Origin of the sequence: Microbacterium sp. NPDC058389, from assembly GCF_042722305.1 — a bacterium.
GTDB lineage: Bacteria > Actinomycetota > Actinomycetes > Actinomycetales > Microbacteriaceae > Microbacterium.
Window position 1 is genome coordinate 18,220 of sequence record NZ_JBHXJQ010000023.1, and the last position, 25,887, is coordinate 44,106.

22 protein-coding genes are annotated in these 25,887 nt (G+C 70.8%); 20 read left to right on the plus strand and 2 right to left on the minus strand.

What is annotated here, in order from left to right:
• Positions 1–8 precede the first annotated feature (8 nt).
• Both ACFWJ8_RS19990 and ACFWJ8_RS19995 read left to right on the plus strand, forming a co-directional pair.
• On the plus strand, positions 9–1,676 hold the full coding sequence (locus ACFWJ8_RS19990; RefSeq protein ID WP_378814849.1) for a sensor histidine kinase: 1,668 nt from the start codon (positions 9–11) through the stop codon (positions 1,674–1,676).
• A complete protein-coding gene (locus tag ACFWJ8_RS19995) occupies positions 1,673–2,839 on the plus strand; it encodes a hypothetical protein (RefSeq protein WP_378814851.1) in 1,167 nt (388 codons plus the stop codon). The genes ACFWJ8_RS19990 and ACFWJ8_RS19995 overlap by 4 nt, the downstream gene beginning before the upstream one ends.
• A 6-nt stretch (positions 2,840–2,845) precedes the next feature.
• Here ACFWJ8_RS19995 and ACFWJ8_RS20000 read toward each other — a convergent pair whose 3' ends face one another.
• A complete protein-coding gene (locus tag ACFWJ8_RS20000; RefSeq protein WP_378814853.1) occupies positions 2,846–3,580 on the minus strand; it encodes a response regulator transcription factor in 735 nt (244 codons plus the stop codon).
• Between the two features lie 360 nt (positions 3,581–3,940).
• Here ACFWJ8_RS20000 and coaE point away from each other — a divergent pair, with 360 nt between their 5' ends.
• The 3 genes from coaE (at position 3,941) to uvrB (ending at position 7,427) form a co-directional block, all read left to right on the plus strand.
• Positions 3,941–4,564 (plus strand): dephospho-CoA kinase, encoded by a 624-nt coding sequence (gene coaE, locus ACFWJ8_RS20005; protein ID WP_378814855.1) that lies wholly within the window; start codon positions 3,941–3,943, stop codon positions 4,562–4,564.
• A 65-nt stretch (positions 4,565–4,629) separates the two neighbouring features.
• Positions 4,630–5,271, plus strand: a complete 642-nt coding sequence (locus tag ACFWJ8_RS20010) for a hypothetical protein (protein ID WP_378814856.1) — start codon at positions 4,630–4,632, stop codon at positions 5,269–5,271.
• Positions 5,272–5,345: 74 nt separating this feature from the next.
• A complete protein-coding gene (gene uvrB, locus ACFWJ8_RS20015) occupies positions 5,346–7,427 on the plus strand; it encodes an excinuclease ABC subunit UvrB (protein ID WP_378814858.1) in 2,082 nt (693 codons plus the stop codon).
• 39 nt (positions 7,428–7,466) lie between these two features.
• On the opposite strand, the gene ACFWJ8_RS20020 is transcribed toward uvrB, so the two are convergent.
• Complete coding sequence (locus ACFWJ8_RS20020; protein WP_378814860.1) at positions 7,467–7,727, minus strand: hypothetical protein; 261 nt, start codon at positions 7,725–7,727, stop codon at positions 7,467–7,469.
• A gap of 97 nt (positions 7,728–7,824) precedes the next feature.
• On the opposite strand from ACFWJ8_RS20020, the gene ACFWJ8_RS20025 reads away from it, so the two are divergent.
• From ACFWJ8_RS20025 to tpiA, 15 genes are all read left to right on the plus strand, one after another.
• The gene (locus ACFWJ8_RS20025; RefSeq protein WP_378814887.1) at positions 7,825–8,271 is read left to right on the plus strand and encodes a MarR family winged helix-turn-helix transcriptional regulator; all 447 of its coding nucleotides are present in this window, start codon (positions 7,825–7,827) and stop codon (positions 8,269–8,271) included.
• A gap of 170 nt (positions 8,272–8,441) precedes the next feature.
• The gene (locus tag ACFWJ8_RS20030; protein WP_378814861.1) at positions 8,442–10,862 is read left to right on the plus strand and encodes a 5'-nucleotidase C-terminal domain-containing protein; all 2,421 of its coding nucleotides are present in this window, start codon (positions 8,442–8,444) and stop codon (positions 10,860–10,862) included.
• Between the two features lie 86 nt (positions 10,863–10,948).
• Positions 10,949–11,689 carry a DUF4129 domain-containing protein gene (locus ACFWJ8_RS20035; RefSeq protein WP_378814863.1) on the plus strand — a complete coding sequence of 247 codons (741 nt, stop codon included), beginning with the start codon at positions 10,949–10,951 and terminating at the stop codon, positions 11,687–11,689.
• Positions 11,686–12,159 carry a hypothetical protein gene (locus tag ACFWJ8_RS20040; protein ID WP_378814865.1) on the plus strand — a complete coding sequence of 158 codons (474 nt, stop codon included), beginning with the start codon at positions 11,686–11,688 and terminating at the stop codon, positions 12,157–12,159. The genes ACFWJ8_RS20035 and ACFWJ8_RS20040 overlap by 4 nt, the downstream gene beginning before the upstream one ends.
• Positions 12,159–13,148, plus strand: coding sequence for an AAA family ATPase (locus ACFWJ8_RS20045; protein ID WP_378814867.1), 990 nt, complete (start codon positions 12,159–12,161; stop codon positions 13,146–13,148). Before ACFWJ8_RS20040 ends, ACFWJ8_RS20045 begins: the two co-directional genes overlap by 1 nt.
• Positions 13,145–14,461 (plus strand): DUF58 domain-containing protein, encoded by a 1,317-nt coding sequence (locus ACFWJ8_RS20050; protein WP_378814869.1) that lies wholly within the window; start codon positions 13,145–13,147, stop codon positions 14,459–14,461. The genes ACFWJ8_RS20045 and ACFWJ8_RS20050 overlap by 4 nt, the downstream gene beginning before the upstream one ends.
• Positions 14,458–15,033 carry a hypothetical protein gene (locus tag ACFWJ8_RS20055; RefSeq protein WP_378814871.1) on the plus strand — a complete coding sequence of 192 codons (576 nt, stop codon included), beginning with the start codon at positions 14,458–14,460 and terminating at the stop codon, positions 15,031–15,033. Before ACFWJ8_RS20050 ends, ACFWJ8_RS20055 begins: the two co-directional genes overlap by 4 nt.
• A 61-nt stretch (positions 15,034–15,094) precedes the next feature.
• Positions 15,095–18,034: an excinuclease ABC subunit UvrA gene (gene uvrA, locus ACFWJ8_RS20060; protein ID WP_378814888.1), complete on the plus strand. Its 2,940-nt coding sequence runs from the start codon at positions 15,095–15,097 to the stop codon at positions 18,032–18,034.
• 5 nt (positions 18,035–18,039) lie between these two features.
• Positions 18,040–19,959 (plus strand): excinuclease ABC subunit UvrC, encoded by a 1,920-nt coding sequence (uvrC, locus tag ACFWJ8_RS20065; protein ID WP_378814873.1) that lies wholly within the window; start codon positions 18,040–18,042, stop codon positions 19,957–19,959.
• Positions 19,960–19,984: 25 nt separating this feature from the next.
• The gene (gene rapZ, locus ACFWJ8_RS20070) at positions 19,985–20,869 is read left to right on the plus strand and encodes an RNase adapter RapZ (protein WP_378814875.1); all 885 of its coding nucleotides are present in this window, start codon (positions 19,985–19,987) and stop codon (positions 20,867–20,869) included.
• A gap of 73 nt (positions 20,870–20,942) precedes the next feature.
• The gene (gene whiA, locus ACFWJ8_RS20075; RefSeq protein WP_378814877.1) at positions 20,943–21,920 is read left to right on the plus strand and encodes a DNA-binding protein WhiA; all 978 of its coding nucleotides are present in this window, start codon (positions 20,943–20,945) and stop codon (positions 21,918–21,920) included.
• Positions 21,921–22,097: 177 nt separating this feature from the next.
• Positions 22,098–22,724, plus strand: a complete 627-nt coding sequence (locus ACFWJ8_RS20080) for a superoxide dismutase (RefSeq protein ID WP_378814878.1) — start codon at positions 22,098–22,100, stop codon at positions 22,722–22,724.
• Positions 22,725–22,826: 102 nt separating this feature from the next.
• Positions 22,827–23,837 carry a type I glyceraldehyde-3-phosphate dehydrogenase gene (gene gap, locus ACFWJ8_RS20085; protein WP_378814880.1) on the plus strand — a complete coding sequence of 337 codons (1,011 nt, stop codon included), beginning with the start codon at positions 22,827–22,829 and terminating at the stop codon, positions 23,835–23,837.
• Positions 23,838–23,846: 9 nt separating this feature from the next.
• Positions 23,847–25,061: a phosphoglycerate kinase gene (locus ACFWJ8_RS20090; RefSeq protein ID WP_378814881.1), complete on the plus strand. Its 1,215-nt coding sequence runs from the start codon at positions 23,847–23,849 to the stop codon at positions 25,059–25,061.
• A complete protein-coding gene (tpiA, locus tag ACFWJ8_RS20095; RefSeq protein WP_378814883.1) occupies positions 25,052–25,843 on the plus strand; it encodes a triose-phosphate isomerase in 792 nt (263 codons plus the stop codon). The genes ACFWJ8_RS20090 and tpiA overlap by 10 nt, the downstream gene beginning before the upstream one ends.
• Positions 25,844–25,887: the final 44 nt, after the last annotated feature.

Sequence of the window (25,887 nt, forward strand, 5' to 3'; positions counted from 1 at the left end):
TTCACAGTGTGAGCGCCGCGACGCCGGGGGAAGCAGGGAGGCCCGGACCTCGCGCGCGCACGCACGCATCGCCTGACGCCGCGGACCGCACGCGCGACCGAACGGCGACCCTCAACCAGCTGCTGCTGGCGGCCGTCGTGTTCGTGCTCGGCGTGCTCGTGGCGCTCGGACCGTTCCGCGGCGACACCGTCATGTTCTTCGTCGGTCTCGTCGTGGTGGTCATCGTGACGGCGGCGACGCTCGTCGTGCCGTGGAACCGGCTGCCCTACGGGTGGGTCGCCGTCGTCCCCGCCGTCGACATCCTCGCCATCACGATCATGCAGATTGCCGCGCCCGACTCGGTGCTGGGGCTGCTCTGGATCTTCCCGACGACGTGGCTCGCCGGCGGGTTCGGGCTGCTGGGACTGTTCGGCGTGATCGTCGCCATCGCCGGCGTCATCAGCGTGCTCACCGTCCAGAACGCCACCGAAGTCACCTACCGCACGTTCCTGCTGCCGCTCGTGCTGATCGCCGTCGCGACCACGAGCCACCTGAACTCGCGGCGATCCGACGCGCAGCGCACGCTCCTGGCGAAGCAGTCGCAGCTGCTGCGCAGCATCCTCGACCGCACCCGGCGGCAGGAGCAGATCGTGACCGAAGTGCTCGATGCCGTCGACTTCGGCGTCGTGCGCATCACCCCCGACGGCCGCGTCACCGTGACCAACGAGGCGCACGGGCGCCTGCAGCAGGGGATGGAGTCCGACGACCCCGCCGAGGTCGCCGCGTTCCGTGACGACGGGACGACACCCCTCCCACCGGCGGAGCTGCCGCTCGAGCGGGCGCGCCGCGGCGAGTCCTTCGACGGCCAGGTGGTGTGGTTCGGCGTCGAGCCCGGCCCGCGCCGCGCGCTGACCACTGCCGCCCGACGCCTCACCGATCCGGACGGCGAGGACGCCGGCGCCATCGTCGTCTCGCGGGACGTCACGGCCGAGCTCACGGCGCTGCGTGCCCGCGACGACCTGGTGGCGTCGGTGTCGCACGAGCTCCGCACCCCGCTCACATCGATCCTCGGCTACCTCGACCTCGCGATCGAGGATCCTGACACGCCCGCCACGGTGCGCGACGGCCTCGACATCGCCGAGCGCAACGCCGAGCGCCTGCTGCGGATCGTCGCCGACATCCTCGCGGCCTCCAGCTCGTCGCCGTCGACGGTCGAGGCGTCCCTCATCCCGCAGCTCCTCGACATCCAGGCCCTCGTGCGATCTGCGGCCGCCGACGCCGTGACGCGTGCCGCCGCGCGGGCGATCACGATCGACGTGACGGGGCTGGAGCCCGCGACCGCCTGGGCGGACGCGCTGCGGCTGCGTCAGGTGGTCGACAATCTGGTGTCGAACGCGATCGCCTACAACAAGGACGGCGGGACGGTGTTCGTGGGCACCACGAGCGACGGCGCGTCCAGCTGGATCCTCGTGCGCGACACCGGTGTCGGTATCTCGGAGGCCGATCGCTCGCGACTGTTCGAGCGCTACTACAAGGCCGGTGCCGACCGGCGCGCAGGGACGGGGCTCGGTCTCGCCATCACGCGCGACATCGTGCGCGCGCACGGCGGCGAGCTCGGCCTGCACAGCGCGGTCGGTGTGGGGTCGACGTTCATCGTGAAGCTGCCCGCGACACCCCCGGAAGGTGGCACCGCATGATCCTCGATCTGGCGAGCGTGCTGGTCGTGACCGCTCTCGTCGTCAACGTCAGCGGGGTGCTGTTCATCCTCGAGACGCTGCTGCGCCGCGACGAGGGCGCCGGCCGCGTCTGGTCCGTCGCGTTCCTCTCCGCCATGCTCACGACCTTGGCGTACACGGTGTGGGCGCAGACCGACGGCGCCTGGTGGGCGGTCGCGGTCGGGAACGCCGCGTTCGTCGCGGGGACCGGTTGCATGTGGCTCGGGTGCCGTCGCTTCAACGCGCGCCGGATGGACTGGCCGTCCGCGCTCGTCGTGATCGCGGTTCTGGCCGCCGGGATCGCGGTGGCGGTGGAGGGTGAAGCCGGCGGCGACTGGGCCGGGGCGCTGTGGATGTTCGTGCCGCTCATCCTCTTCGCCGGGGCGGGGGCGGTCGAGTGCCTGCGCGGTGCGATGCGCGACTCGCGCACGGCATGGGTGCTGGGCGCCGTGCTGGGGTTCCAGTCGCTCTACTACGTCTCGCGGACGACGGCGTTCGTCACGTCCGGGCCCGACAGTGCGCTGTTCGAGACGGCGTTCGGCACGCTCACGACGAGCTACCTCACCGTGACGCTCACGATCGTGGCGGTGGTGGTCACGTCGGTGCTGCGCGCCTCGCGCGCGCCGGTGCGCGGCTATGTCCGCCGCCTCGACGACGCCGCCGGCGAGGACGGCGTGCTCAGCGCCGAGACGTTCGCCCGCGCTCTCGAAGGCAGCTGCCGTCGAGCCGCCCGTCGGGGCGAGACGATCGCGGTGACCGCCGTGCGAGTGGACGATCTCGACCAGATCTCGACGGCGTTCGGCAGCGAGGTGGCCGGCAACGTCGCCGAGACGTGGCGTGCCGGCGTACGCCGGCACGCGCCGACCAATGCCGTCGTCGCCGAGGACGGGCCTACCGGCATCGCGGTCGCGCTGGCGGTGTCGTCGGCGCAGGAGGCGCGACGGCAGGCCGGCGTCATCTACCGAGGTCTGTTCGACGACCTGGGCCGCGTCGGCGGGGGAGTGATCCCCGTCGTCGGCGTCGGCGTGGCGCTGAGCGACTCCGTCGGCTACGACCCGGTGGGCCTGCTGCGCGTCGCGCGCGAGGCCGCCAGCCGCGCCGCCGCTAACGTCGACACGTCGGTGCTCGTCGGCGACCCCGAATAGCCGGGGTCAGGCGGTCAGGCGGTAGCCGACGCCGCGGACGGTCTCGATCCAGCGCGGCTGCGACGGCGACTCGCCGAGCTTGCGGCGCAGATTCGCCATGTGGACCTCGATGGCGCGCGCGTCGCTGTCCGACACGTACGAGTTGGCGGCGAGCGGGTCGCCGCGCAGCATGAGCGCGAGGTCGGACTTCGCGCGCACGCGACGCCCCGCCGCGAGCAGATCCGCGAGCAGGTCGAACTCGCTGCGCGTGAGGTCGATGCCCGATTCGTCGACCTCGACGATGCGGGTGCCGACATTGAGCCGCAGCCCGCGGTGCTCCAGCCACGAGCCCTCGGCCGGCATCGCGGCCGCGGCATCCGTCGCCACATGATGACGCGGACGGCGCAGCATCGCGTCGATGCGCGCGCGCAGCTCGCGCGGGCGGAACGGCTTCGCCACATAGTCGTCTGCGCCTGCTTCGAGTCCCTGCAGGGCGTCGATCTCCTCGGTGCGGGCGCTGAGCATCACGATGTACGTCGAGCTGATGGCACGGATGCGCTTGGCGGTCTCGAAGCCGTCCATGCCCGGCATGTTGACGTCGAGCGTGGTGACCAGGGGCGAGTGCGCCCGCACGAGCTCGACGCCCTCGGCCCCATCGGCGGCGCCGTGCACCTCGAAGCCCGCCTGTGCCAGCACGACCGACAGCAGGGAACGGATGTCGTCCTCGTCCTCGATGACGACGGCGACGCGTGCTTCCTCCACCGATGCCCCTTCCGGTGCCGGCGAGGAAAGGGCCGACTCCTGGACGTCGGTCATGATATCCCACCCCTGCACGCGGATTCGAGAGCGTGCCCGCGGAGCGCAGGCCGCGCGGAGGGCGGGAGATCTCCCCAGATCCCGCCCCGCGCGCGTCCTCTGTGCTCCGACGTGATCGGCGCGAGCCCCCACAGCTGCCGATCCGTCGAGCCTGAGACGGGTACCACCACAGGCGCTTCCTCGTCTCTTCGGTGAACCGAGGCTATCGCGGGGCCCTCAGTGCGGCCTCAAGGGCGCCTCAGGAACCACGCAGGGTTCGGACTGCCGCCCGCCCGCGTTCCGGCGCCGACGTGGCATCCTCGAGGCATGCCCCTCGTCGCCCTCACCGGAGGCATCGCCTCCGGCAAGTCCACCATCGCCGCACGCCTCGCCGAGCACGGCGCCGTCGTCGTGGACGCCGACCGCATCGTGCGCGACGTGCAGTCGCCCGGGTCGCCCGTGCTCGCGGCGATCGCCGATGCCTTCGGCGAGGGGATGCTGCGCCCCGACGGCTCGCTCGACCGGGCGGCGCTGGGGGCCCAGGTGTTCGGCGACGAGGCGGCGATCGCCCGGCTGAACGCGATCGTGCACCCCGCGGTGCGCACCGAGTCCGCGCGCCGGTTCGCGGAGGCGTTCGCCGCCGAACCCGGCGCCGTCGTCGTGTACGACGTGCCGCTGCTCGTCGAGGCGCGCGTGGACGATCCGTGGGAGCTCATCGTCGTGGCCCATGCGCCGGCGGACGTGCGCGAGCGCCGGCTCGTCGAGCTTCGGGGTCTCACCCCCGGCGAGGCGGCCGCCCGACTGGCATCGCAGGTCCCCGACGAGGCGCGGCTGCGCATCGCCGACGTCGTGATCGAGACCGCCGGCACCGTCGACGACACGCTGCGCCAGGTCGACGAGCTGTGGGCGCGGCTGACCGAGCACCTCGACCGCCGGGCTGCGCGCGCCTGATCCCCGCCCACCCGCTCCACGACCCCGCCTCCGGGCATACCCTGGAACGGACGAGGAGGTGTCGCATGGGCGTGTTCTCGAGGTTCCGGCGGGGTCGCACCCCCTACCGTGCGACGACCGACGAAGAGCGCATCGCGCGCTACGTGTACCTGCTGGGGGCGCTTCCTGCCTCGGTCGTCGAGTCCGCGCACGCGACGGCGTTCGCCGACCTGCCGCCGGAGCGGCGGCGCGAGCTGTTCGAGCAGCTGCGGCCTTTCCTGGCCGAATCCGAGCGTGACAGCGCCGCTGAGGACCCCACCGTCATCGCCCGGCTCGTCCGCCGTGCCGAGGAGCACCGCGCGCGTCGCGCGAGCGCGGCGGGAGCGGATGCCGCGACCCGCCCGGTCGACGCGGGCACCGTCACCGCGGTCGGCGTGGACGACCCCCGCGACGGCGTCGACGTGCGGTCGATGCTGCTCAACGCCGGGGTCATGGTGCTCGTGGCGGACCAGTTCCTGGTGTCGAGCACGATCGCCGCGTACTACACGATGGGCGCCGGATCCCTGCAGCTCGACGCCGCGCCGGCGTGGGTCGGCGAGACGTACGATCCGGGGCCGGTCGGATTCGACGGCGGAGGGTTCGACGGCGGCTCCTACGACGGTGGCGGAGGCTTCGACGGCGGCGGGTTCGGCGGCGGCTTCGACGGCGGAGGAGGCTTCGGCGGCTGACCGGGCCGCGGGGTGCGGCATCCGCTCACCGCGAACCCGGCCCGGATGTCGGAGGGCCGTCATACGCTGGATCGGTGCAGACCACTCGATCCGTGCGGCCGTTCGAGGTCGTGAGCGAATTCGCGCCGTCGGGCGACCAGCCTCAGGCGATCGCCGAGCTCGCCGCCCGTGTCAACGCGGGCGAGACCGACATCGTGCTGCTGGGCGCGACCGGCACCGGAAAGTCGGCGACGACGGCGTGGCTCGTCGAGGCCGTGCAGCGGCCGACACTCGTGCTCGCGCACAACAAGACGCTCGCCGCGCAGCTGGCCAACGAGTTCCGCGAGCTCATGCCGCACAACGCGGTCGAGTACTTCGTCAGCTACTACGACTACTACCAGCCCGAGGCGTACGTCCCGCAGACCGACACCTTCATCGAGAAGGACTCGTCGATCAACGCCGAGGTCGAGCGGCTCCGGCACTCGACGACGAACTCGCTGCTCAGCCGGCGCGACGTCATCGTGGTCAGCACCGTGTCGTGCATCTACGGCCTCGGCTCGCCCGAGGAGTACCTCCGCGCGATGGTCGCGCTCCAGGTCGGCGAGGTGTACGACCGCGACGCCCTGATCCGCAAGTTCATCGGCATGCAGTACAACCGGAACGACGTGGACTTCTCGCGCGGCAACTTCCGCGTGCGCGGCGACACGATCGAGATCATCCCGGTGTACGAGGAGTACGCCATCCGCATCGAGATGTTCGGCGACGAGATCGAGGCGCTCTACATGCTGCACCCGCTCACGGGCGACGTCGTGCAGCGGCTCGAGAGCGTGCCGATCTTCCCGGCCACGCACTACGCCGCGGGCACCGAGACGGTGCAGCGCGCCATCGGCACGATCGAGGACGAGCTCGGCGAACGGCTGAAGGAGCTCGAATCGCAGAACAAGCTCCTCGAAGCGCAGCGCCTCCGCATGCGCACGACGTTCGACCTCGAGATGCTGCAGCAGCTCGGATTCTGCTCGGGCATCGAGAACTACTCGCGGCACCTCGACGGCCGCTCCGCCGGCGAGCCCCCGCACACGCTGCTCGACTTCTTCCCCGACGACTTCCTCATGGTCATCGACGAGTCGCACGTGACCGTTCCGCAGATCGGCGCGATGTACGAAGGGGATGCCTCGCGCAAGCGCACGCTCGTCGAGCACGGGTTCCGGCTCCCCAGCGCGATGGACAATCGACCGCTCCGCTGGGACGAGTTCAAGAACCGCATCGGCCAGACGGTGTACCTGTCGGCCACGCCCGGGCGCTACGAGATGGGGATCGCCGACGGCGTGGTCGAGCAGATCATCCGCCCGACGGGCCTCGTCGACCCCCAGATCGTCGTCAAGCCCTCCAAGGGCCAGATCGACGACCTGCTCGAAGAGATCCGCATCCGCGCGGCACGCGACGAGCGGGTGCTCGTCACGACGCTCACCAAGAAGATGGCCGAAGAGCTCACCGACTTCCTCGGCGAGCACGGGGTGCGCGTGCGCTACCTGCACTCGGACGTCGACACCCTGCGCCGCGTGGAGCTGCTCAGCGAACTGCGCGCGGGCGTGTACGACGTCCTCGTCGGCATCAACCTGCTGCGCGAGGGCCTCGACCTGCCCGAGGTCTCGCTCGTGTCGATCCTCGACGCCGACAAGGAGGGGTTCCTCCGCAGCGGCACGTCTCTGATCCAGACGATCGGGCGTGCGGCGCGCAACGTGTCGGGTGAGGTCCACATGTACGCCGACACGATGACCGACTCGATGGCCAAGGCGATCGAAGAGACCGACCGTCGTCGCGAGAAGCAGATCGAGTACAACAAGGCCAACGGCATCGATCCGCAGCCGCTGCGAAAGAAGATCGCCGACATCACCGAAGTGCTCGCACGCGAGGCCTCCGACACGGATCGCATGCTCCGTGGCAAGGCGTCGGCGAAGACGAAGTCGGGTGTCGGCAAGAGCCCGACGCCGCAGCTGCGGCGCGAAGGCATCGGGGCCGAGGGCGCGGAGCAGCTCGAGGCGACGATCGCCGACCTGAGCCAGCAGATGCTCTCGGCGGCGGGCGAGCTCAAGTTCGAGCTGGCCGCCCGACTGCGCGACGAGGTGCAGGACCTCAAGAAGGAGCTGCGAGCCATGGAGCGTGCCGGGCACGCGTGACGCGACGCCTCGACGAGTGCGTCCGGACTCCGCCGGGGATCACGGGCAGTGCATCAGTGGCTTCGGGCCCGATCGGTCGAAGGTGTGCTCCGTGATGGGTGCGCCGCACAACGGGCAGGCGCGTTCGGCGCGCTCCGCCGCCGTCGGCGGCGGAGTCGTCTCGTAGGGGCCTACGGCGGCGGGGCCGGCGAGGCGGATCAGCTTGGTGTTGAACCAGAGGTACCAGCCGCCGGCCTCGCGCACGCGCTCGCGGAGGGGACGGGAGGCGGAGGGGGTGGCATCCGCATCAGACATGTTCATTAGTGTACTAACGATTAGCGCACGATAGGATCACGGTGTGACGGTCCCCACACCCCCTTCACCCGCCGCCGGCGCGTCGCACGGAGCCTCCGCGCGCGTGAGCCCGGCCGCCGGACTCAGCCCCGACGACCTGCTCCAGCTCGACAACCAGGTGTGCTTCGCCCTGGTCACGGCCGCCCGCAACGTCGTGGGGCTGTACCGGCCGATCCTCGAGCCCTTGGGACTCACACACCCGCAGTATCTCGTGATGCTGGCACTGTGGGAGCAGTCGCCGCGGTCGCTGCGGGAGCTGTCCGGCGAGCTCGCCCTCGAACCCGCCACGCTGTCTCCGCTGGTCAAGCGGCTCGAAGCGCAGGACCTCGTCACCCGCGCGCGGCGCGACGGTGACGAGCGGGTGCTCGACGTCGGCCTCACGGCCGCCGGCAGGCGTTTGCGCGAGCGGGCGCTCGAGGTGCCCGGCCAGGTCATGGCGGCGGCCGGCACCGATGCGGACGCACTGTTCGCCCTGCGTGACGCCCTGCGGCCGTTCTCAGGCGCGCGCTGAGCAGACGCTCTTTGGCGCTCGTTCCCGAACCGTTGCAGGACCGTTCACCGTGCCTCTAGGCGAATGCTCAGGATTCTCCTAGTCTCGGAATCGGCGCGACGAGGTCCACCCGAACCCGGCCCGACCCCGGCGCACCGTCATGCATCGCATACGAGAAAGAAGCACGACCCATGCGCTCTGGTCCGCGTTCCGCACCCCCATCTCCCCGCCGCCGCCTCGCGCTCGGCGCATCGGCCGTCACGGTCGCCGCGCTGGCCACCGGCGGCCTCGTCGTCCCCGCGGCCTACGCCGCCACGACCGACGTCCAGATCCTCGCGACCAACGACTTCCACGGTCGCATCCTCGACAACACGAGCAACGGCGAGGCCGGTGCCGCCGTGCTCGCCGGTGCAGTCAAGCAGCTGCGCGCCGCGAACCCCAACACCGTGTTCGCCGCCGCGGGCGACCTCATCGGCGCGTCCACTTTCGAGTCGTTCATCCAGCACGACAAGCCGACCATCGACGCGCTCAACGCTGCCGGCCTCGAGGTGTCGGCCGTGGGCAACCATGAGCTCGACCAGGGCTACAGCGACCTCGTGAACCGCGTGATGGCGCCCTACGACGCCACCACGAACCCGTTCGGCGGCGCGCAGTGGCAGTACATCGCCTCGAACCTCAAGATGAAGGCGACGGGCGACCCGGCCGTCCCGGCGACGTGGATCAAGGACGTCGGCGGCGTGCAGGTCGGCTTCGTCGGCGCGGTCACCGAAGACCTGCCGACCCTTGTGAGCCCCGGCGGCATCGCGGACATCTCCGTCGAGGACATCGTGACCTCGGTCAACACCGAGGCCGCCGACCTCGTCGCCTCCGGCGCCGACCTGGTCGTCATGCTCGTCCACGAGGGCGCGCCTTCCACGGACTGCGCCACGATGGACGACTCCGGGACGTGGGCGAACATCATCAACAACGTTTCGCCGGACGTCGACGCGATCGTGTCGGGCCACACCCACCTCGCGTACAACTGCTCGTTCCCCGTGGCGGCCTGGCAGGGCCGTGCGGTCACCGACCGGCCGGTCGTCTCCGCCGGCCAGTACGGCACGAACCTCAACCAGCTGATCTTCTCGGTCGACGAGAACGGCAACGTCGCGGCCAAGACGCAGAAGATCCTCGCCCTCGAGCACTCGGTCACTGTCGGCAGCACGACCACGTGGGTCGCGGACTACCCGGCCGATCCGGAGGTCGCGGCCATCGCGGACGCCGCGAAGAAGCAGGCGGAGGTGCTGGGCGCCGTCCCGCTCGGCAAGATCGCCGGGCCGTTCAACCGCGCCAAGCTCGCGAACGGCACCACCGAGAACCGCGGTGGCGAGTCCACCCTCGGCAACGTGGTCGCCGAGGTGCAGCGCTGGGCGACCGAGCAGCCCGAGTCGGGTTCGGCGCAGATCGCGTTCATGAACCCCGGTGGTCTTCGTCAGGACATGGTCGGCAGCAACGCCGCCGGCTACCCTGCGACGCTGACGTACCAGCAGGCGGCAGTGGTCCAGCCGTTCGCGAACACCCTCGTGAACATGCAGCTCACGGGCGCGCAGATCAAGACCGTGCTCGAGCAGCAGTGGCAGCGCGATGCTCTCAACAAGCTGGCCACGCGTCCGTTCCTGCGCCTGGGCGTCTCGGACGGCTTCACGTACACGTACTCGCAGAAGGACGTGACGGAGTTCCAGAAGGACGACCCGAAGACGCCCGACGTCGATGAGTCCACGATCTCGTACACCGCGCCCAAGGGCACCGTGACGGGAATGTGGCTGAACGGCACGCCGATCGACGCTGCGGCGACCTACTCGGTCACCGTGAACTCGTTCCTCGCGACGGGCGGCGACAACTTCTTCGAGCTGGCCAACGGCACGAGCAAGCGCGACACCGGCAAGGTCGACCTCTCCGCGATGGTCGACTACATGGCCACCTTCGCCGCGTCGACGCCGCTGCCTGTCGACTACGCCCAGCACGCCGTCGAGGTCGGGTTCCCGGCGGACGCGCCGAGCGCGTACGACCCGGGTGCGACCGTCGCCTTCGGGGTGAAGTCGTGGGCTATGTCGACGGCCGCCGATCTCAAGGACACCCAGATCGCGGTGTCGCTCGACGGCGTCGCGCTCGGCTCGTTCCCGGTCGACAACACGATCGGCACCGAGGTGTACGACAACTACGGCACGGCGTCCGTCTCGGTGAAGCTGCCGGCGACCCTGAAGTTCGGCAGCACGGTGCAGCTGACGCTCACGGGGGCGCAGACCGGCACCACGGTCATCGTCCCGATCACGATCGACAAGGCCGACAGCACCACGATCGGAATCCCGAGCAAGCTCGTCGTGAGCGGCAACGGGGCGGTGCAGTACACGACGATCGTCCTCGCCGAGAAGCTCACCAAGGTCACCGGCGAGATCACCGTCTATGACGGCGACACGGCGATCGCGACGGCGACGCTCACCGACAAGAGCAAGGGCACGGTCAAGGTGAAGCTGCCGAAGCTCTCGAAGGGCCTGCACAAGCTGTCGGTCGCCTACGGCGGCAGCGACACGGTCAAGCCGTCGACGAGCGGGACCGTGACGGTCGTCGTCAAGTAGCCCGGACCATGAACGCGGCGGGGCCTGCGGCATCCACGGATGCGGCAGGCCCCGTCGGCGTCACCGGCGGGCTCTAGGGTGGGGTCATGACACCTGCCGTCCGTCCCCGCACCGGGCGGACAGGGAGCGTCGTGCGCGGGCTCGTCGCGGGGGCGATCGTCGTGGCCGTCGCCACGCTCCTGATGCTGCTGGCAGGCGTTCAGGGCACTCCGCAGTTCCGGTCCGCTCCGCCTCCGCAGACCACACCGACGGCCGAGCCGGTGCCGGAGCCGACCGCGAGCGCGACCGGCGAGCCGCTTCCCGAGCTGCCCGCCGATGCCGATCCGGGTGTCGTGCGCACCGTGATCCTGGTCCTGCTCGGGCTTGCGGCGGCGGCGCTGCTCGCGCTCTTCGTCGTCACCGTCGTGCGGGCGCTGCGCCGGGCCTGGGAGAACCGCGAGTTCGAGGTGCGCGAGGGGGCCGTGCTCGCCGCCGCATCCATCGGCGCGGCCGCGACCGAAGCGCAGCCCGACGCGGAGGTGATCCAGCGGGGGATCGCCGCGGCCCTGCGTCACCTCGACGTCCCGGCCGCTCCGCGCGACGCGATCGTCGCCGCCTGGGTGGGGGTCGAAGAGGCCGCCGCAGACTCCGGAGTCGCACGGGGCGTCAGCGAGACGCCGGGGGAGTTCGCCGTGCGGATCGTCGTGCGCCGTGCCGCCATCGACGAGGACGCGCGCCGGCTGCTCGCACTGTACGAGCGCGTGCGCTTCGGCGGGTACGTCGCCTCAGAGGCTGATCGCGCCGAGGCGCGCCGTCTGCTTGAGCGGATCGAACAGGAGTGGCGATGAGCGCGAAGCGGATCCTGCTCGTCGTGCTGGGCGTCGTGGCGGCTGCGGGGATCGTGTTCCTCCTGGACGGGCTCGGCGTGCCCGCGGCCTTCGCTGCCGCATGGCTGCTGCTGATCGTCGCGGTGGGACTCCTGTCCCGCGCAGGCCTGGTCGACGACGAATCGTGGCCACCTCCGCGTCCCGAGCGGCGGCCCCGCGGATCCGAGGTCTCGCGGCTCGCCTGGAACATCAACTCCCGCACGGGCGCGGCGGGCTTCGTCGTGGCGCGCCGTGTCGAGCGCGTGCTGCGCCGCCGGCTCGCCCGCCTCGGGATGGACCTCGACGATCCCGACCAGGGTCCCGCCGTCGACGCGCTCCTCGGCGACGGGGTGCGCGAGGTCTTCGCACGCCCCGTGGTGCAGCGCGCCGACCTCGAACGCGTCATGACCGCGATCGACCGCCTTCCGTCCCCCACGAACCAGGAGCGCTGATGCACCCGGAATCCACCCGATCCACCCCGTCCGCCGACGACGTCGCCGATCTCGGGCGCCGCGTCCTCGACAGCGTGCGCACTGCGATCGTCGGGATGGACGATCCCCTCACGATCGCGCTGGCGGCGGTGCTCGCGGGCGGGCATGTGCTGTTCGAGGACGTGCCCGGTCTGGGCAAGACGCTTGCCGCCCGGAGCCTCGCGACCGCGCTCGGGCTCGACTTCCGGCGGCTGCAGTGCACGCCCGACATGCTGCCGGGCGACGTCACCGGCTCGTACGTCTATGCGCCCGACACGGGGGAGTTCCTCTTCCGACCGGGCCCGATCTTCGCGGGGCTGCTGCTGGCGGACGAGATCAACCGCACGACGCCGAAGACGCAGTCGGCGATGCTCGAGGCGATGGCCGAGCGTCAGGTGACCGTCGAGGGGGTGCGCTTCCCGCTGCCGGCGCCGTTCCACGTGATCGCCACGTCCAACCCGATCGAGTACGAGGGCACGTACGCCCTCCCCGAGGCGCAGCTGGACCGGTTCATGGTGCGGCTGTCGGTCGGCTATCCGACCGCAGAGGGCGAGACGCGGATCATCCTCGATCGCATCCGCCGTCAGAGCCCGGATGCCGTCGTCGCGCAGGTCCTCGACGCGGACGGCCTGCTGCAGCTGCAGCACACGGTGGAGACCATCCACGTCGACCCCGACATCGCGCGCTACTGCACGGATCTGGCCCGAGCGACCCGTTCGGCGCAGCATGTCGCCGTGGGAGCCTCGCCGCGCGGTTCGCAGGCCCTCGTCCTGCTGGGCCGGGCGTATGCGGCGCTCGACGGGCGGGACTACGTGCGCCCCGACGACATCAAGCACCTCGCGGTCCCCGTGCTCGCGCACCGACTCACTCTGACGCCGCAGGCGTGGGCACAGGGTGTCGATCCGGCATCGGTGGTGTCGGCGGTGGTCGCGCAGGTGCCCGTCCCGCCCACCGTCGCGCAGCCGCGATGACGGAGGACGTCCGCACGACCACCGAGACGCCGGTGCGCTGGCAGCGCACGCCGGTCACGGCGTTGGGCCTGGCCGGCGCCGTGCTGCTCGCGGCGGCGGGGGTGGCGTTCTCGCGGCCGGACCTCGTGGCGGTCGGACTTCCGCTCGCCCTCGCGACGGCGTGGGCGCTCGCGCGGCGCCCGGCCGCCGGCATCCTGCGCCTCACGGTGTCGGCGCGCGCCGCGTCGGACGCTCTCCAGGACGGCGCGGTGGTCGGCGAGGTGGATGCCGTACTGCCCGCGGACTGGGTGCAGCTGGCCGTCGACCAGGGCGGGCTCCGCACGGGTCTGGCCGACGCCGATCCCGGCGCCGCGAGGGTGCGCACGCGCAGTCGGCTGCGGCACACGGGGCCGGCCGAGCTGATCGCGGTGACGGCGCGCGGGGTCGATCTCGACGGTGCATGGATCACCGAGGTCGGCCCGCGTACCGTGCTCCGGTGGAACGCCGTGCCCGAGACGGTCCCGCTGCAGCAGCTGCCGGTGGCACTGCGGCTCACCGGCCTGCACGGCGGACACGAGGGCGCACGCCCGGGGCAGGGCGGCGACTTCCGCGACATCCACCCGTTCGCGCCGGGCGACGAGCTGCGGCGCGTCGACTGGCGGGCCACCGCGCGGTTGGCACGGCGCCCGGGCGACCTGCTGGTGCGCCGAACCCAGGCGCTCAGCGACAGCACCGTCGTCATCGCGATCGACACCGCCGACGACCTCGGCGAGGCGGTCGTCACGTGGGGCACCGACGATCCCGAGCACAGCGGCGTGACGTCGCTCGACCTCGCCCGCCAGGCCGCGTTGTCGATCGCGACGTCCGCCGTGCAAGCGGGGGACCGCGTCGCCTACCACGTGCTCGCCCCCGACGGGAGGACGGTGCGCGCGGGCGCCGGCGCCCGCCAGCTGGCGCGCCTGCGGGACGTCATCGCCGCGACCGGCACGAGTGACATCGAGGTGCGGTACCGCCGGGCGCCGGTGATCGCGCACGGCTCCATCGTCTTCGTGCTGTCGACGTTCTTCGACGGCGCCGCCGCCGAGCTCGCCACCCATTGGCGCGCCGCGGGCCACGCCGTGGTCGCCGTCGACGTGCTCCCCGTGCCGCACGCGGAGCGCCTGAGCCGGGAACAGCTGCTCGCGATGCGCACCCTCCTTGCCGAGCGCGAGGATGTGTTCGCCGAGCTGCGGGCGACGGGGATCGACGTCGTGCCGTGGGCGGCGGGCGCGCCGGACTCCGCGCTGCGGGTCGCGGCGCGCGGTCAGCGCCGGCTCCGGGCGGTGCGGCGATGACCCGGCGGTCCCACGCCTTCCGCGTGCGCGCCGGCGTGCCCGCGGTGCTGCTGCGCGTGCTGCTGGTCGCGGTCACCGTGGCAGGCGCGTGGAGCCTCGTCCCCGTGCCGCTGTGGCGTGGTGTCGCTGTCGTCGCCGCCGTGATCGGCGCTGTCGTCCCGCGCTCCCTGGGCGGCTGGATCGGGGGAGCCTGCGTCGGGCTCGGGATGGTGTTCGCCGACCCGCAGCCCGCGCAGACCGCGATCGCCGTGCTCGTCGTGCACGCGATCCACGTGCTCGCATCGCTGACCTGGACCGTCCCCGCGCTGTCGTGGATCTCGGTGCGTGCGCTGGCGCCGACGCTGCGCCGGTTCATCGCGGTCCAGCTGGTTGCACAGGCGCTCGCCTTCGGGATCGCGGTGCTCACGACGCCCGAGACAGGAGCGGGCATCTCTTGGGCGGCACTCGCCGGCGCGGCGGTCCTCGTCGTGGCGGTGGGGTTCGGGCTGTACGCGCTCCGCCGGGCGGATTCCGGGGCCTCCGTCGCTCCCAGCGCACAGGCAGGACGATCCGGAACCGATGCGATGCGCTGAGCCGGGCCGAAGTGTCGGAGGCCCCGCCTAGACTTGTCGGGTGCCCATCGTCCCTGTCGCCCTGCCCGGAAATCTGACCGGAAGCACCCCCGGAACCGCCCTCGGCACCAGCGGGAAGCTCAGTGTCCGCGGTGCCCGCGTGCACAACCTGAAGGACGTCGACCTCGACATCCCGCGCGACTCGCTCGTCGTCTTCACCGGTCTGTCCGGTTCGGGCAAGTCGAGCCTCGCGTTCGACACGATCTTCGCCGAGGGCCAGCGTCGCTACGTCGAGTCGCTGAGCGCCTACGCCCGTCAGTTCCTCGGTCAGGTCGATCGCCCGGACGTCGACTTCATCGAGGGGCTCAGCCCGGCGGTGTCGATCGACCAGAAGTCGACCAACCGCAACCCGCGCTCGACGGTCGGCACGATCACCGAGATCCACGACTACATGCGCCTGCTGTGGGCCCGCATCGGCGTGCCCCATTGCCCCGAGTGCGGTGAGACGATCCAGCGCCAGACGGTGCAGCAGATCGCCGACCAGCTCATCGACCTGCCCGAGCGCACCCGCTATCAGGTCGTCGCACCCGTCGTCACGCAGAAGAAGGGCGAGTTCGTCGACCTCTTCAAGGAGCTCGGCGCCAAGGGCTACGCGCGTGCGATCGTCGACGGCGAGCTGATCCAGCTCGCCGAGCCGCCGGCGCTCAAGAAGAGCTACAAGCACGACATCGCGGTCGTCGTCGACCGTCTGGTCGCCGCGCCCGGCATCCTCGACCGCGTCACCGACTCGGTCGAGACCGCCCTGTCGCTGGCCGGCGGCGTGGTGCAGGTCAACTTCGTCGACGAGGAGGGGGATGCCGCGTGGCAGTCGTTCTCCGAGAAGCTGGCGTGCCCGAACGGGCATCCGCTGCAGCTGACCGAGATCGAGCCCCGCACGTTCTCGTTCAACGCGCCGTTCGGCGCCTGCCCTGCCTGCTCCGGCCTCGGCACACGCATGTCGGTCGACGTCGACCTGATGCTCGGCGACGAGGACCTCTCGATCCGCGAGGGCGTCATCATCCCGTGGACGACACAGGGCAAGGGCCTCTTCCAGTACTACGAGCGCCTGCTCGAGGGCCTCGCGACCGATCTCGACTTCTCGCTCGACACGCCCTGGAAGGATCTGCATTCCTCGGTCCGCGAGGCGGTGCTGCGCGGCGAGAACTACAAGGTCACGGTGCGGTGGAAGAACCGCTACGGCCGTGAGATGCGCTACTCGTCGGGCTTCGAGGGCGTCGTGCCGTACATCGAGCGCCAGTACACGCAGGCCGAGTCCGACACGCAGCGCCAGCGGTGGTCCGAGTACCTCCGCGAGGTGCCGTGCCCGGTGTGCGACGGCGATCGGCTGAAGCCCGAGGTGCTCGCGGTGCTCGTGCACGGCCACTCGATCGCGGATGCCTCCCGCCTGAGCCTCGGCGAGGCCCGCGAGTACTTCGCCAAGCTGACCCTGACCGACCGCGAGGCGACGATCGCGGCGGCGGTGCTGCGCGAGATCCGTCTGCGCCTGGACTTCCTGATCCGGGTGGGACTGGACTACCTGAGCCTCAGCCGCGCCGCGGCGACCCTCTCCGGCGGTGAGGCGCAGCGCATCCGCCTCGCGACGCAGATCGGCTCCGGCCTCACCGGCGTCCTGTACGTGCTGGACGAGCCGTCGATCGGCCTGCACCAGCGCGACAACCGGCGTCTCATCGAGACGCTCGTGGCGCTGCGCGACCTGGGCAACACGCTCATCGTGGTCGAGCACGACGAAGAGACAATCCACGCCGCGGACTGGGTCGTCGACATCGGCCCCGGTGCCGGCGTCAACGGCGGCGAGGTCGTGCACTCCGGCCCGGTCGGCGAGCTGCTCGCCGACACGGAGTCGATCACGGGCGACTACCTCTCGGGCCGCCGCGCCATCGCCACGCCGAAGAAGCGTCGCAAGATCGACAAGAAGCGGCAGGTGACGGTCGTCGGCGCGCGCGAGAACAACCTCAAGAACGTCACCGTGGACTTCCCGCTCGGGGTGCTGACCGCGGTCACGGGAGTGAGCGGGTCGGGCAAGTCGTCGCTGGTCAACGGCATCCTGTACCAGGTCCTCGCCACGCGTCTGAACGGCGCGCGTCGCGTCGCCGGCAAGCACACGCGCGTGACCGGCCTGGAGAACCTCGACAAGGTCGTGCACGTCGATCAGGCGCCCATCGGCCGCACGCCGCGGTCGAACCCGGCGACCTACACGGGGGTGTTCGACCGCATCCGGACGCTCTTCAGCGAGACGCCCGAGGCCAAGGTGCGCGGCTACCAGCCGGGGCGCTTCAGCTTCAACGTCAAGGGCGGCCGCTGCGAGGCGTGCTCGGGCGACGGCACGATCAAGATCGAGATGAACTTCCTGCCCGATGTGTATGTCGACTGCGAGGTGTGCCACGGCAAGCGGTACAACCGCGACACGCTGGCAGTGCACTACAAGGGCAAGAACATCGCCGAGGTGCTCGAGATGCCGATCGCCGAGGCGGCCGAGTTCTTCGAGCCGATCCAGGCGATCCACCGCTACCTCAAGACCCTCGTCGACGTGGGCCTCGGCTACGTGCGGCTGGGGCAGTCGGCGACGACCCTCTCCGGCGGCGAGGCGCAGCGCGTCAAGCTGGCGACGGAGCTGCAGCGGCGCACGAACGGCCGCTCCATCTACGTGCTGGACGAGCCGACGACGGGCCTGCACTTCGAGGACGTCCGCAAGCTCCTCGAAGTGCTGAACGGCCTCGTCGACAAGGGCAACACCGTGATCGTGATCGAGCACAACCTCGACGTGATCAAGTCGTCGGACTGGGTCATCGACCTCGGCCCCGAGGGCGGCTCGGGCGGCGGGCAGGTCATCGCGACAGGCACGCCCGAGCAGGTCGCCCGAGCCGAGGGCAGCCACACCGGCGCGTTCCTCGCCGAGGTCCTCGGGCTGCACGCTCCGACGCACGTGGTCCCCGAGCTCGTCGGGGCCCGCAAGGCCGGCTGAGCGGCATGGCACGCTCCGCCCCCACCGTCCCGTACAAGCCGAAGCCGGGGGAGATCCCCACCAACCCCGGGGTGTACCGGTTCCGCGACGCGGACGGCCGCGTGCTGTACGTCGGCAAGGCGAAGAACCTGCGCGCGCGACTGTCGAACTACTTCGCGCCGCTGCACACCCTCCACGAACGCACACGTCGCATGGTGACGACGGCGTCGTCGGTGGAGTGGACGGTCGTCGCCACCGACGTGGACTCGCTGCAGCTCGAGTACCAGTGGATCAAGGAGTTCGACCCGCCCTTCAACGTCCGCTACAAGGACGACAAGTCGTACCCGTTCATGGCGATCACCCTCGCCGACGAGGCGCCCCGCGTGATCGTCACGCGCAACCGCCGCATCCCGGGGGCGAAGTACTTCGGCCCGTACCCCAAGGTGTGGGCGGTGCACGACACGATCGACCTCATGATCAAGGTGTTCCCGATCCGCACCTGCAGCGACTCGTCCTACAAGAAGGCGATGGCGACCGGGCGGCCGTGCTTCCCCGGGCAGATCGGACGCTGCGGCGGCCCGTGCTCGATGAAGGTCACGATCGAGGAGCACCGCGCGATCGTCGAGGACTTCATCGCGTTCATGTCCGGTGGCGACCAGCGCTTCACGCGGGCGCTCACCGCGCGCATGCGGGAGGCATCCGCCGCCATGGACTACGAGGCGGCCGCGGGCTACCGCGACAAGCTGCAGTCGATCGACGCCGTGCTCAACAAGAGCGCGCTGGTGCTCGCCGCCGACACCGACGCCGACCTGTTCGGCATCGCGGAGGACGAGCTGGCCGCCACGGTGCAGCACTTCGTGATCCGTGGCGGGCGTGTGCGCGGTGTGCGGGCGACGACGATCGAGAAGGAGATCGACATCACCGGCGGCGACCTCGTCGACCAGGTGCTGCAGCGCACCTACGGCAACGCGGCCGCAGCCGACATCCCGAAGCAGGTGCTCGTCCCGGCGATGCCCGACGACGCCGCCGATCTCGAGGAGTGGCTGCGCGAGCGCCGCGGCAAGAACGTGACGATCCAGGTCGCGCAGCGCGGGGCGAAGGCAGATCTCATGCGCACGGCGAGCCTCAACGCGCAGCAGGCACTCATGCTGCACAAGACGCGGCGCACGAGCGACTACGTGGCGCGCACGCAGGCGCTCACGGATCTGCAGGAGGCGCTGGGGCTGGCTGAGGCGCCGCTGCGCATCGAGTGCTACGACGTCTCGCACCTGAGCGGCACGAACGTCGTCGCGTCGATGGTGGTGTTCGAGGACGGCCTGCCCCGCAAGGACCAGTACCGCTCGTTCGGCGTCGCCGAGACCACCGACGACACCGACTCGCTGTACCAGGTGCTGACCCGGCGACTGGCGTACCTCGATCGTCCGGAGGAGAACGAGGTGGATGCCGCACCGGATGCGACGGCGGACGGCGAGGTCGTGACCGAACGGCGCAAGCCGCGGTTCGCGTACCGGCCCCAGCTGCTGGTGGTCGACGGCGGGCAGCCGCAGGTCGCGGCCGCGGCCCGCGCACTGCGCGACGCCGGCCATGAGGAGGTCGCGCTGTGCGGCATCGCCAAGCGGCTGGAAGAGGTGTGGCTGCCGGACGAGGAGTACCCGGTGATCCTGCCGCGCACGTCCGAGGCGCTGTACCTGCTGCAGCGGCTGCGCGACGAGGCGCACCGGTTCGCGATCACCCACCAGCGCCGTCGTCGGCGCCGTGACATCCAGAGCGTGCTCGCCGAGGTGCCGGGGCTCGGCGAGGCCCGCATCAAGGCGCTGCTGCGCCACTTCGGGTCCGTGGCGGCGCTGAAGAAGGCGACGCCCGACGAGATCGCGGAGCTGCCGGGCGTCGGCCCGAAGCTCGCCGCCGCCGTGTACGCGCATCTCGCCGCACCCGTGGATGGGTAGGCTGGGCTCGACGACGGGGGTGGTCATGACCGAGGCGACACGGCACGAGGCAGCCGGCGAAGTGCTGATCGTGACCGGGATGTCGGGTGCCGGCCGCTCGACGGCGGCCAACGCGCTCGAGGACCTCGGCTGGTATGTCGTCGACAACCTGCCGCCGCAGATGCTCAAGCCGCTGCTCGACCTCACCGAGATGGCCGGGGGAGTGCTGCCGCGGGTCGCGGTCGTCGTCGACGTGCGCGGCCGCGACCTGTTCGCCGACCTGCCGGAGGCGATGCGCGCCCTCCGTGAGCGACGCCAGATCCGGCTGATGTTCCTCGACGCGTCGGACGAGGTGCTGGTGCGGCGCTTCGAAGCGGTGCGCCGCCCGCACCCGTTGCAGGGCGGAGGCACGATCCTCGACGGGATCCGTCTCGAGCGTGATCGCCTCGCCGCGGCGCGTGAGAGCGCCGACGTCATCATCGACACGTCGTCGTACAACATCCACCAGCTCGCGACGCAGGTCACCGACCTGTTCACCGAGATCGGCGCCGCGCGCCACACGCTCACGCTGCTGAGCTTCGGGTTCAAGTACGGGCTGCCGCCGGACGCCGACCTGGTCGCCGACATGAGGTTCCTGCCCAATCCGTTCTGGGACGAGCGGCTGCGCCCCTTCACCGGCGAGGACCCGGAGGTGCGCGAGTACGTCCTCGCCCAGGAAGGTGCGCTCGAGTTCCTCGACGCGTACACGCAGGCGCTGCGGCCCGTGCTGGAGGGCTATCAGCGCGAGAACAAGAGTCATTCCGTCGTGGCCGTCGGCTGCACCGGCGGCAAGCACCGGTCGGTCGTCATGGTGCGCGAGCTGGCCGAGCGACTGGCGTCCGTGCCCGGCGTCGCGGTGCGTCTGAGCGACCGCGACCTCGGCCGCGAGTGAGCCGACGCGGGGCGCGGAGCGATCCGGCCGAGTAGGCTGGACCGTCGTTCCCGAACCAACCAGAAGGAGACCCGTGTCGCTGACCGCTGACGTGAAGGCCGAGCTGATCACCGTGCGCGACCCGCGCCCGACGGCGCGGGTGGCCGAGCTCACGTCGCTGCTGCGGTTCTCGGGCGGGCTGCACTCCATCGCCAACCGCGTCGCGGTCGAGGCCGAGCTGGACTCCAGCGTGCTGGCCCGCCGCACCGCGCGCGACCTCGTCGAGCTGTACGGCGTGCGTCCCGAGCTCGTGCACGTGCAGGGTTCCGGCGCCCGCGCCGGCGGTCACTACGCCGTGCGCGTGATCGAGGGCGGCGAGACCCTGGCGCGCCAGACGGGGCTGCTCGATCAGCGTCGCCGTCCCGTGCGAGGGCTCCCCAACAAGCTCACCACCGGGTCGCGCGGCGACCTCGCCGCCATCTGGCGCGGTGCGTTCCTCGCCGCCGGCACCCTCAGCGACCCGGGCCGCTCGGCCGCGCTGGAGATCACCTGCCCGTCCTCCGAGGCCGCCATGGCGCTCGTCGGGGCCGCCCACCGGCTCGACATCGCCGGCAAGGCGCGCGAGGTGCGCGGCATCCCGCGCGTCGTCGTCCGCGAAGGCGAGGCGATCCGCGCCGCCCTGGCAGCCATGGGCGCCGTCAAGGCCGCCGCCGAGTGGGATCAGATGCGTCAGCGCCGCGAGGTCCGCGCCGGCGTCAACCGCCTCGTCAACTTCGACGACGCGAACCTGCGCCGTTCGGCCCAGGCCGCCGTCGCCGCCTGCGCGCGCGTCGAGCGCGCGCTCGAGATCCTCGGCGACGACGTGCCCGGACACCTCCGTCAGGCCGGCGAGCTGCGCCTCGCGCACCGCGACGCGAGCCTCGACGAGCTCGGTCACCACGCCGACCCGCCCCTCACCAAGGACGCCGTCGCCGGCCGCATCCGCCGCCTCCTCGCGATGGCCGACAAGAAGGCCGAGACCGAGGGTCTGCCGGGCACCGAGTCCGCCGTGCCCGCCGGCATCGAGGACTGACAGCGAGACCATGTGAGAAGGGGATGCCGCGGCTCGCGGCATCCCCTTCTCGCATGCCGGAGCACCCGTCACAGTGGGAAGCAACCCCCGCCCCGACGCGTTGCCGCTCAGTAGGATGAAGTGTCACCCTCGCTGCGCCGAGGTCTTCACGGCGCGCGCCGACAGGAAGAAGAGAACATGGCGAAGTACACCTTGCCCGACCTCCCCTACGACTACGCCGCGCTCGAGCCGCACATCAGCGGCAAGATCATGCAGCTGCATCACGACAAGCACCACCAGGCGTACGTCACCGGGGCGAACACCGCGCTCGAGCAGCTCGCCGAGGCCCGCGAGTCCGGCAACCTCGCGAACGTGAACAAGCTCGAGAAGGACCTCGCGTTCCACCTCGGCGGACACGTCAACCACTCCATCTTCTGGACCAACCTCTCGCCCGAGGGCGGCGGAGAGCCCGAGGGCGAGCTGCGCGCCGCCATCGACGAGTTCTTCGGCGGCTTCGACAAGTTCCAGGCGCACTTCACCGCCGCCGCGAACGGGATCCAGGGCTCGGGCTGGGCCGTGCTCAGCTGGGACCCGATCGGAGAGCAGCTCATCATCCAGCAGCTGTTCGACCAGCAGGGCAACACCGCGCAGGGCACGATCCCGCTCTTCCAGCTCGACATGTGGGAGCACGCCTTCTACCTCGACTACCTGAACGTCAAGGCCGACTACGTCAAGGCCGTCTGGAACATCGCCAACTGGCAGAACGTCGCCCAGCGTCTCGACGCGGCCCGTGAGAAGACCTCGGGCCTGCTGGTACTGTCATAGCAAGCGCGGCGTCCCAGCAGGTCGCCCCGCTGGGACGCCGTTGTCTCTGTCTGCATCGCAACAACCGCGCATTCGCGCACGACACATCTCAGGAGAAACTCCGTGACTGTCAAGATCGGCATCAACGGCTTCGGCCGGATCGGACGCAACTTCCTCCGCGCGGCTCTCGCGCAGGGTGCGGACCTCGAAATCGTGGCGGTGAACGACCTCACCGACAACAAGACGCTTGCGCACCTGCTCAAGTACGACTCGGTCGGCGGGCGCCTCGACGCCGAGGTCTCGTACGACGAGGACTCGATCACCGTCAACGGCAAGGCCATCAAGGTCTTCGAAGAGCGCGACCCGGCGAACCTGCCGTGGGGCGAGCTCGGGGTCGACGTCGTCATCGAGTCGACGGGCCGCTTCACCAAGGCGGTCGACGCCAAGAAGCACCTCGACGGCGGTGCCAAGAAGGTCATCATCTCTGCCCCCGGCACCGATGTCGACGGCACGTTCGTCATGGGCGTGAACGAGGACACCTACGACGCGGCGACGATGAACATCATCTCGAACGCGTCGTGCACCACGAACTGCCTCGCGCCGCTGGCCAAGGTCTTCAACGACGCGTTCGGCATCGAGCGCGGCTTCATGATGACCGCGCACGCCTACACGGCCGACCAGAACCTGCAGGACGGCCCGCACAGCGACCTGCACCGCGCCCGCGCCGCGGCGATCAACATCGTCCCGGCCTCGACCGGTGCCGCCAAGGCGATCGGCCTGGTCCTGCCCGAGCTCAACGGCAAGCTGAGCGGCTCGTCGTACCGCGTCCCGGTCCCCACGGGCTCGATCGTCGATCTCACGATCGTCACGAACACCGAGGGCCTCACCAAGGAGGCCGTCAACGCCGCGTACGCGGCTGCTGCGGCCGACGGGCGCCTCGCGGGCTACCTCAAGTACAACGAGGACGCGATCGTCTCGAGCGACATCCAGCTCGACCCGCACTCGTCGATCTTCGACGCCGGCCTGACCAACGTCAGCGGCAACCTCGTCAAGGTCTCGAGCTGGTACGACAACGAGTGGGGCTACTCGAACCGCCTCGTCGACCTGACCGAGTACGTCGCCGAGCGCCTGTAACCCCTCGCCATGGCTCTGCGCACCCTCAGCACTCTGGGTCCGCTGGCCGGCAAGCGCGTCATCGTCCGTGCTGACCTCAACGTTCCTCTCCAGGACGCGGTCATCACGGACGATGGCCGTGTGCGGGCCACGCTCCCCACGCTCAACGCTCTGATCAACCAGGGCGCCCGCGTCATCGTCTGCTCGCACCTCGGGCGTCCCGATGGCGCGCCCGACGCGAAGTACAGCCTCGAGCCGGTCGCGCAGCGGCTGTCGGAGCTGCTCGGCAAGCCGGTGGCGTTCGCCCGCGACACCGTGGGGGAGTCGGCCCGGGAGGCCGTCGCCGCCCTCGAAGACGGCGACGTCACGGTCATCGAGAACCTCCGCTTCAACGCGGGCGAGACCTCCAAGGACGACGCGACGCGTCGCGCGTTCGCAGAGGAGCTCGCCGCCCTGGGCGACGTGCTCGTCTCGGACGGCTTCGGCGTCGTGCACCGCAAGCAGGCGTCGGTCTACGACCTCGCCGAGATCCTGCCGTCGGCCGCGGGCTACCTGATCGAGAAGGAGGTCGACGTCCTCGACCGCCTCACCGAGAACCCCGAGCGCCCCTACGCGGTCGTCCTCGGCGGTTCGAAGGTCAGCGACAAGCTCGGTGTCATCGCGCACCTGCTGCCGCGCGCCGACAAGATCCTCGTGGGCGGCGGCATGCTGTTCACGTTTCTCGCGGCGCAGGGCCACAAGGTCGGCAAGAGCCTCCTCGAGGTCGACCAGATCGACACCGTTAAGGGCTACATCGCGGATGCCGCGGAGCGCGGCGTCGAGCTGATCCTCCCTGTCGACGCAGTCATGGCCTCGGCGTTCGCCGCGGACGCCGACCATGTCGTCGCCCCGGCGGATGCGCTGGAGGACACGCCGTTCGGTGCGGACGGGCTGGGCCTGGACATCGGACCGCAGACGGCGGAGCTGTTCGCCGCGGCGATCCGCTCCTCGACGACCGTGTTCTGGAACGGCCCGATGGGCGTGTTCGAGATGCCCGCGTTCGCCGCCGGCACCAAGGCGGTCGCCAGGGCGCTCACCGCGGTCGAGGGCCTGTCGGTCGTCGGCGGCGGCGATTCCGCCGCGGCGGTGCGTCAGCTCGGATTCGCCGACGATCAGTTCGGTCACATCTCGACGGGTGGCGGCGCGAGCCTCGAGTTCCTCGAGGGCAAGAAGCTCCCCGGACTGGAGGTCCTCGGATGGCAGTGAACAGCCGCACCCCGCTCATCGCGGGCAACTGGAAGATGAACCTCGACCACCTGCAGGCGGTCGCGTTCGTGCAGAAGCTGCACTGGACGCTCAAGGACGCCAAGCACGAGGACGGCTCGGTCGAGGTGGCGGTCTTCCCGCCGTTCACCGACCTGCGCACCGTGCAGACGCTCCTCGACGCCGACAAGATCCCGTTCGCCCTCGGCGCGCAGGACGTGTCGGCGCACGACGCGGGCGCCTACACGGGCGAGGTGTCGGGCGCGTTCCTGGCGAAGCTCGATGCGCGGTACGTGATCATCGGTCACTCCGAGCGTCGGCAGTACCACGCCGAGACCGACGAGATCGTGGCGTCGAAGGTCAAGGCGGCGATCAAGCACGGGCTCGTCCCCGTGATCTGCGTCGGCGAGACGCTCGAGCAGCGCGAGGCGTCCGGACCGACCGCGGTCTCTGTCGAGCAGCTCGAGGTCGCCCTCCAGGGCCTGTCCGCTGACGCCGAGATCGTCGTCGCGTACGAACCGGTCTGGGCGATCGGCACCGGCCAGGTGGCGTCGCCCGAGCAGGCACAGGAAGTGTGTGCCGCGCTCCGCGAGGTCATCGCCGCGAAGCTCGGCGCTGACGCGGCCGCTCGCACGCGCGTGCTGTACGGCGGCTCGGTGAAGTCGGCGAACATCGCCAGCTTCATGCGCGAACCCGATGTCGACGGCGCCCTGGTGGGCGGTGCGAGCCTCGTCGTGGACGAGTTCGCGGCGATCATCCGGTACCAGAAGCACGTCGGCGTCTGACGCCGCGCTTCGACAGGCTCAGCGACCCCGCGCAGAGCCTGTAG

Excerpts from the sequence above, each read along its gene's own strand:
- ACFWJ8_RS20080 (WP_378814878.1), top strand. The coding sequence starts at position 22,098 with ATGGCGAAGTACACCTTGCCCGACCTCCCCTACGACTACGCCGCGCTC.
- ACFWJ8_RS20020 (WP_378814860.1), bottom strand. The coding sequence starts at position 7,727 with ATGAACATGTCTGATGCGGATGCCACCCCCTCCGCCTCCCGTCCCCTC.
- ACFWJ8_RS20090 (WP_378814881.1), top strand. The coding sequence starts at position 23,847 with ATGGCTCTGCGCACCCTCAGCACTCTGGGTCCGCTGGCCGGCAAGCGC.
- ACFWJ8_RS20010 (WP_378814856.1), top strand. The coding sequence starts at position 4,630 with ATGGGCGTGTTCTCGAGGTTCCGGCGGGGTCGCACCCCCTACCGTGCG.
- ACFWJ8_RS20055 (WP_378814871.1), top strand. The coding sequence starts at position 14,458 with ATGACCCGGCGGTCCCACGCCTTCCGCGTGCGCGCCGGCGTGCCCGCG.
- ACFWJ8_RS20030 (WP_378814861.1), top strand. The coding sequence starts at position 8,442 with ATGCGCTCTGGTCCGCGTTCCGCACCCCCATCTCCCCGCCGCCGCCTC.
- rapZ (WP_378814875.1), top strand. The coding sequence starts at position 19,985 with ATGACCGAGGCGACACGGCACGAGGCAGCCGGCGAAGTGCTGATCGTG.
- ACFWJ8_RS19995 (WP_378814851.1), top strand. The coding sequence starts at position 1,673 with ATGATCCTCGATCTGGCGAGCGTGCTGGTCGTGACCGCTCTCGTCGTC.
- tpiA (WP_378814883.1), top strand. The coding sequence starts at position 25,052 with ATGGCAGTGAACAGCCGCACCCCGCTCATCGCGGGCAACTGGAAGATG.
- ACFWJ8_RS20050 (WP_378814869.1), top strand. The coding sequence starts at position 13,145 with ATGACGGAGGACGTCCGCACGACCACCGAGACGCCGGTGCGCTGGCAG.
- ACFWJ8_RS20035 (WP_378814863.1), top strand. The coding sequence starts at position 10,949 with ATGACACCTGCCGTCCGTCCCCGCACCGGGCGGACAGGGAGCGTCGTG.
- uvrC (WP_378814873.1), top strand. The coding sequence starts at position 18,040 with ATGGCACGCTCCGCCCCCACCGTCCCGTACAAGCCGAAGCCGGGGGAG.
- ACFWJ8_RS20045 (WP_378814867.1), top strand. The coding sequence starts at position 12,159 with ATGCACCCGGAATCCACCCGATCCACCCCGTCCGCCGACGACGTCGCC.
- coaE (WP_378814855.1), top strand. The coding sequence starts at position 3,941 with ATGCCCCTCGTCGCCCTCACCGGAGGCATCGCCTCCGGCAAGTCCACC.
- ACFWJ8_RS20040 (WP_378814865.1), top strand. The coding sequence starts at position 11,686 with ATGAGCGCGAAGCGGATCCTGCTCGTCGTGCTGGGCGTCGTGGCGGCT.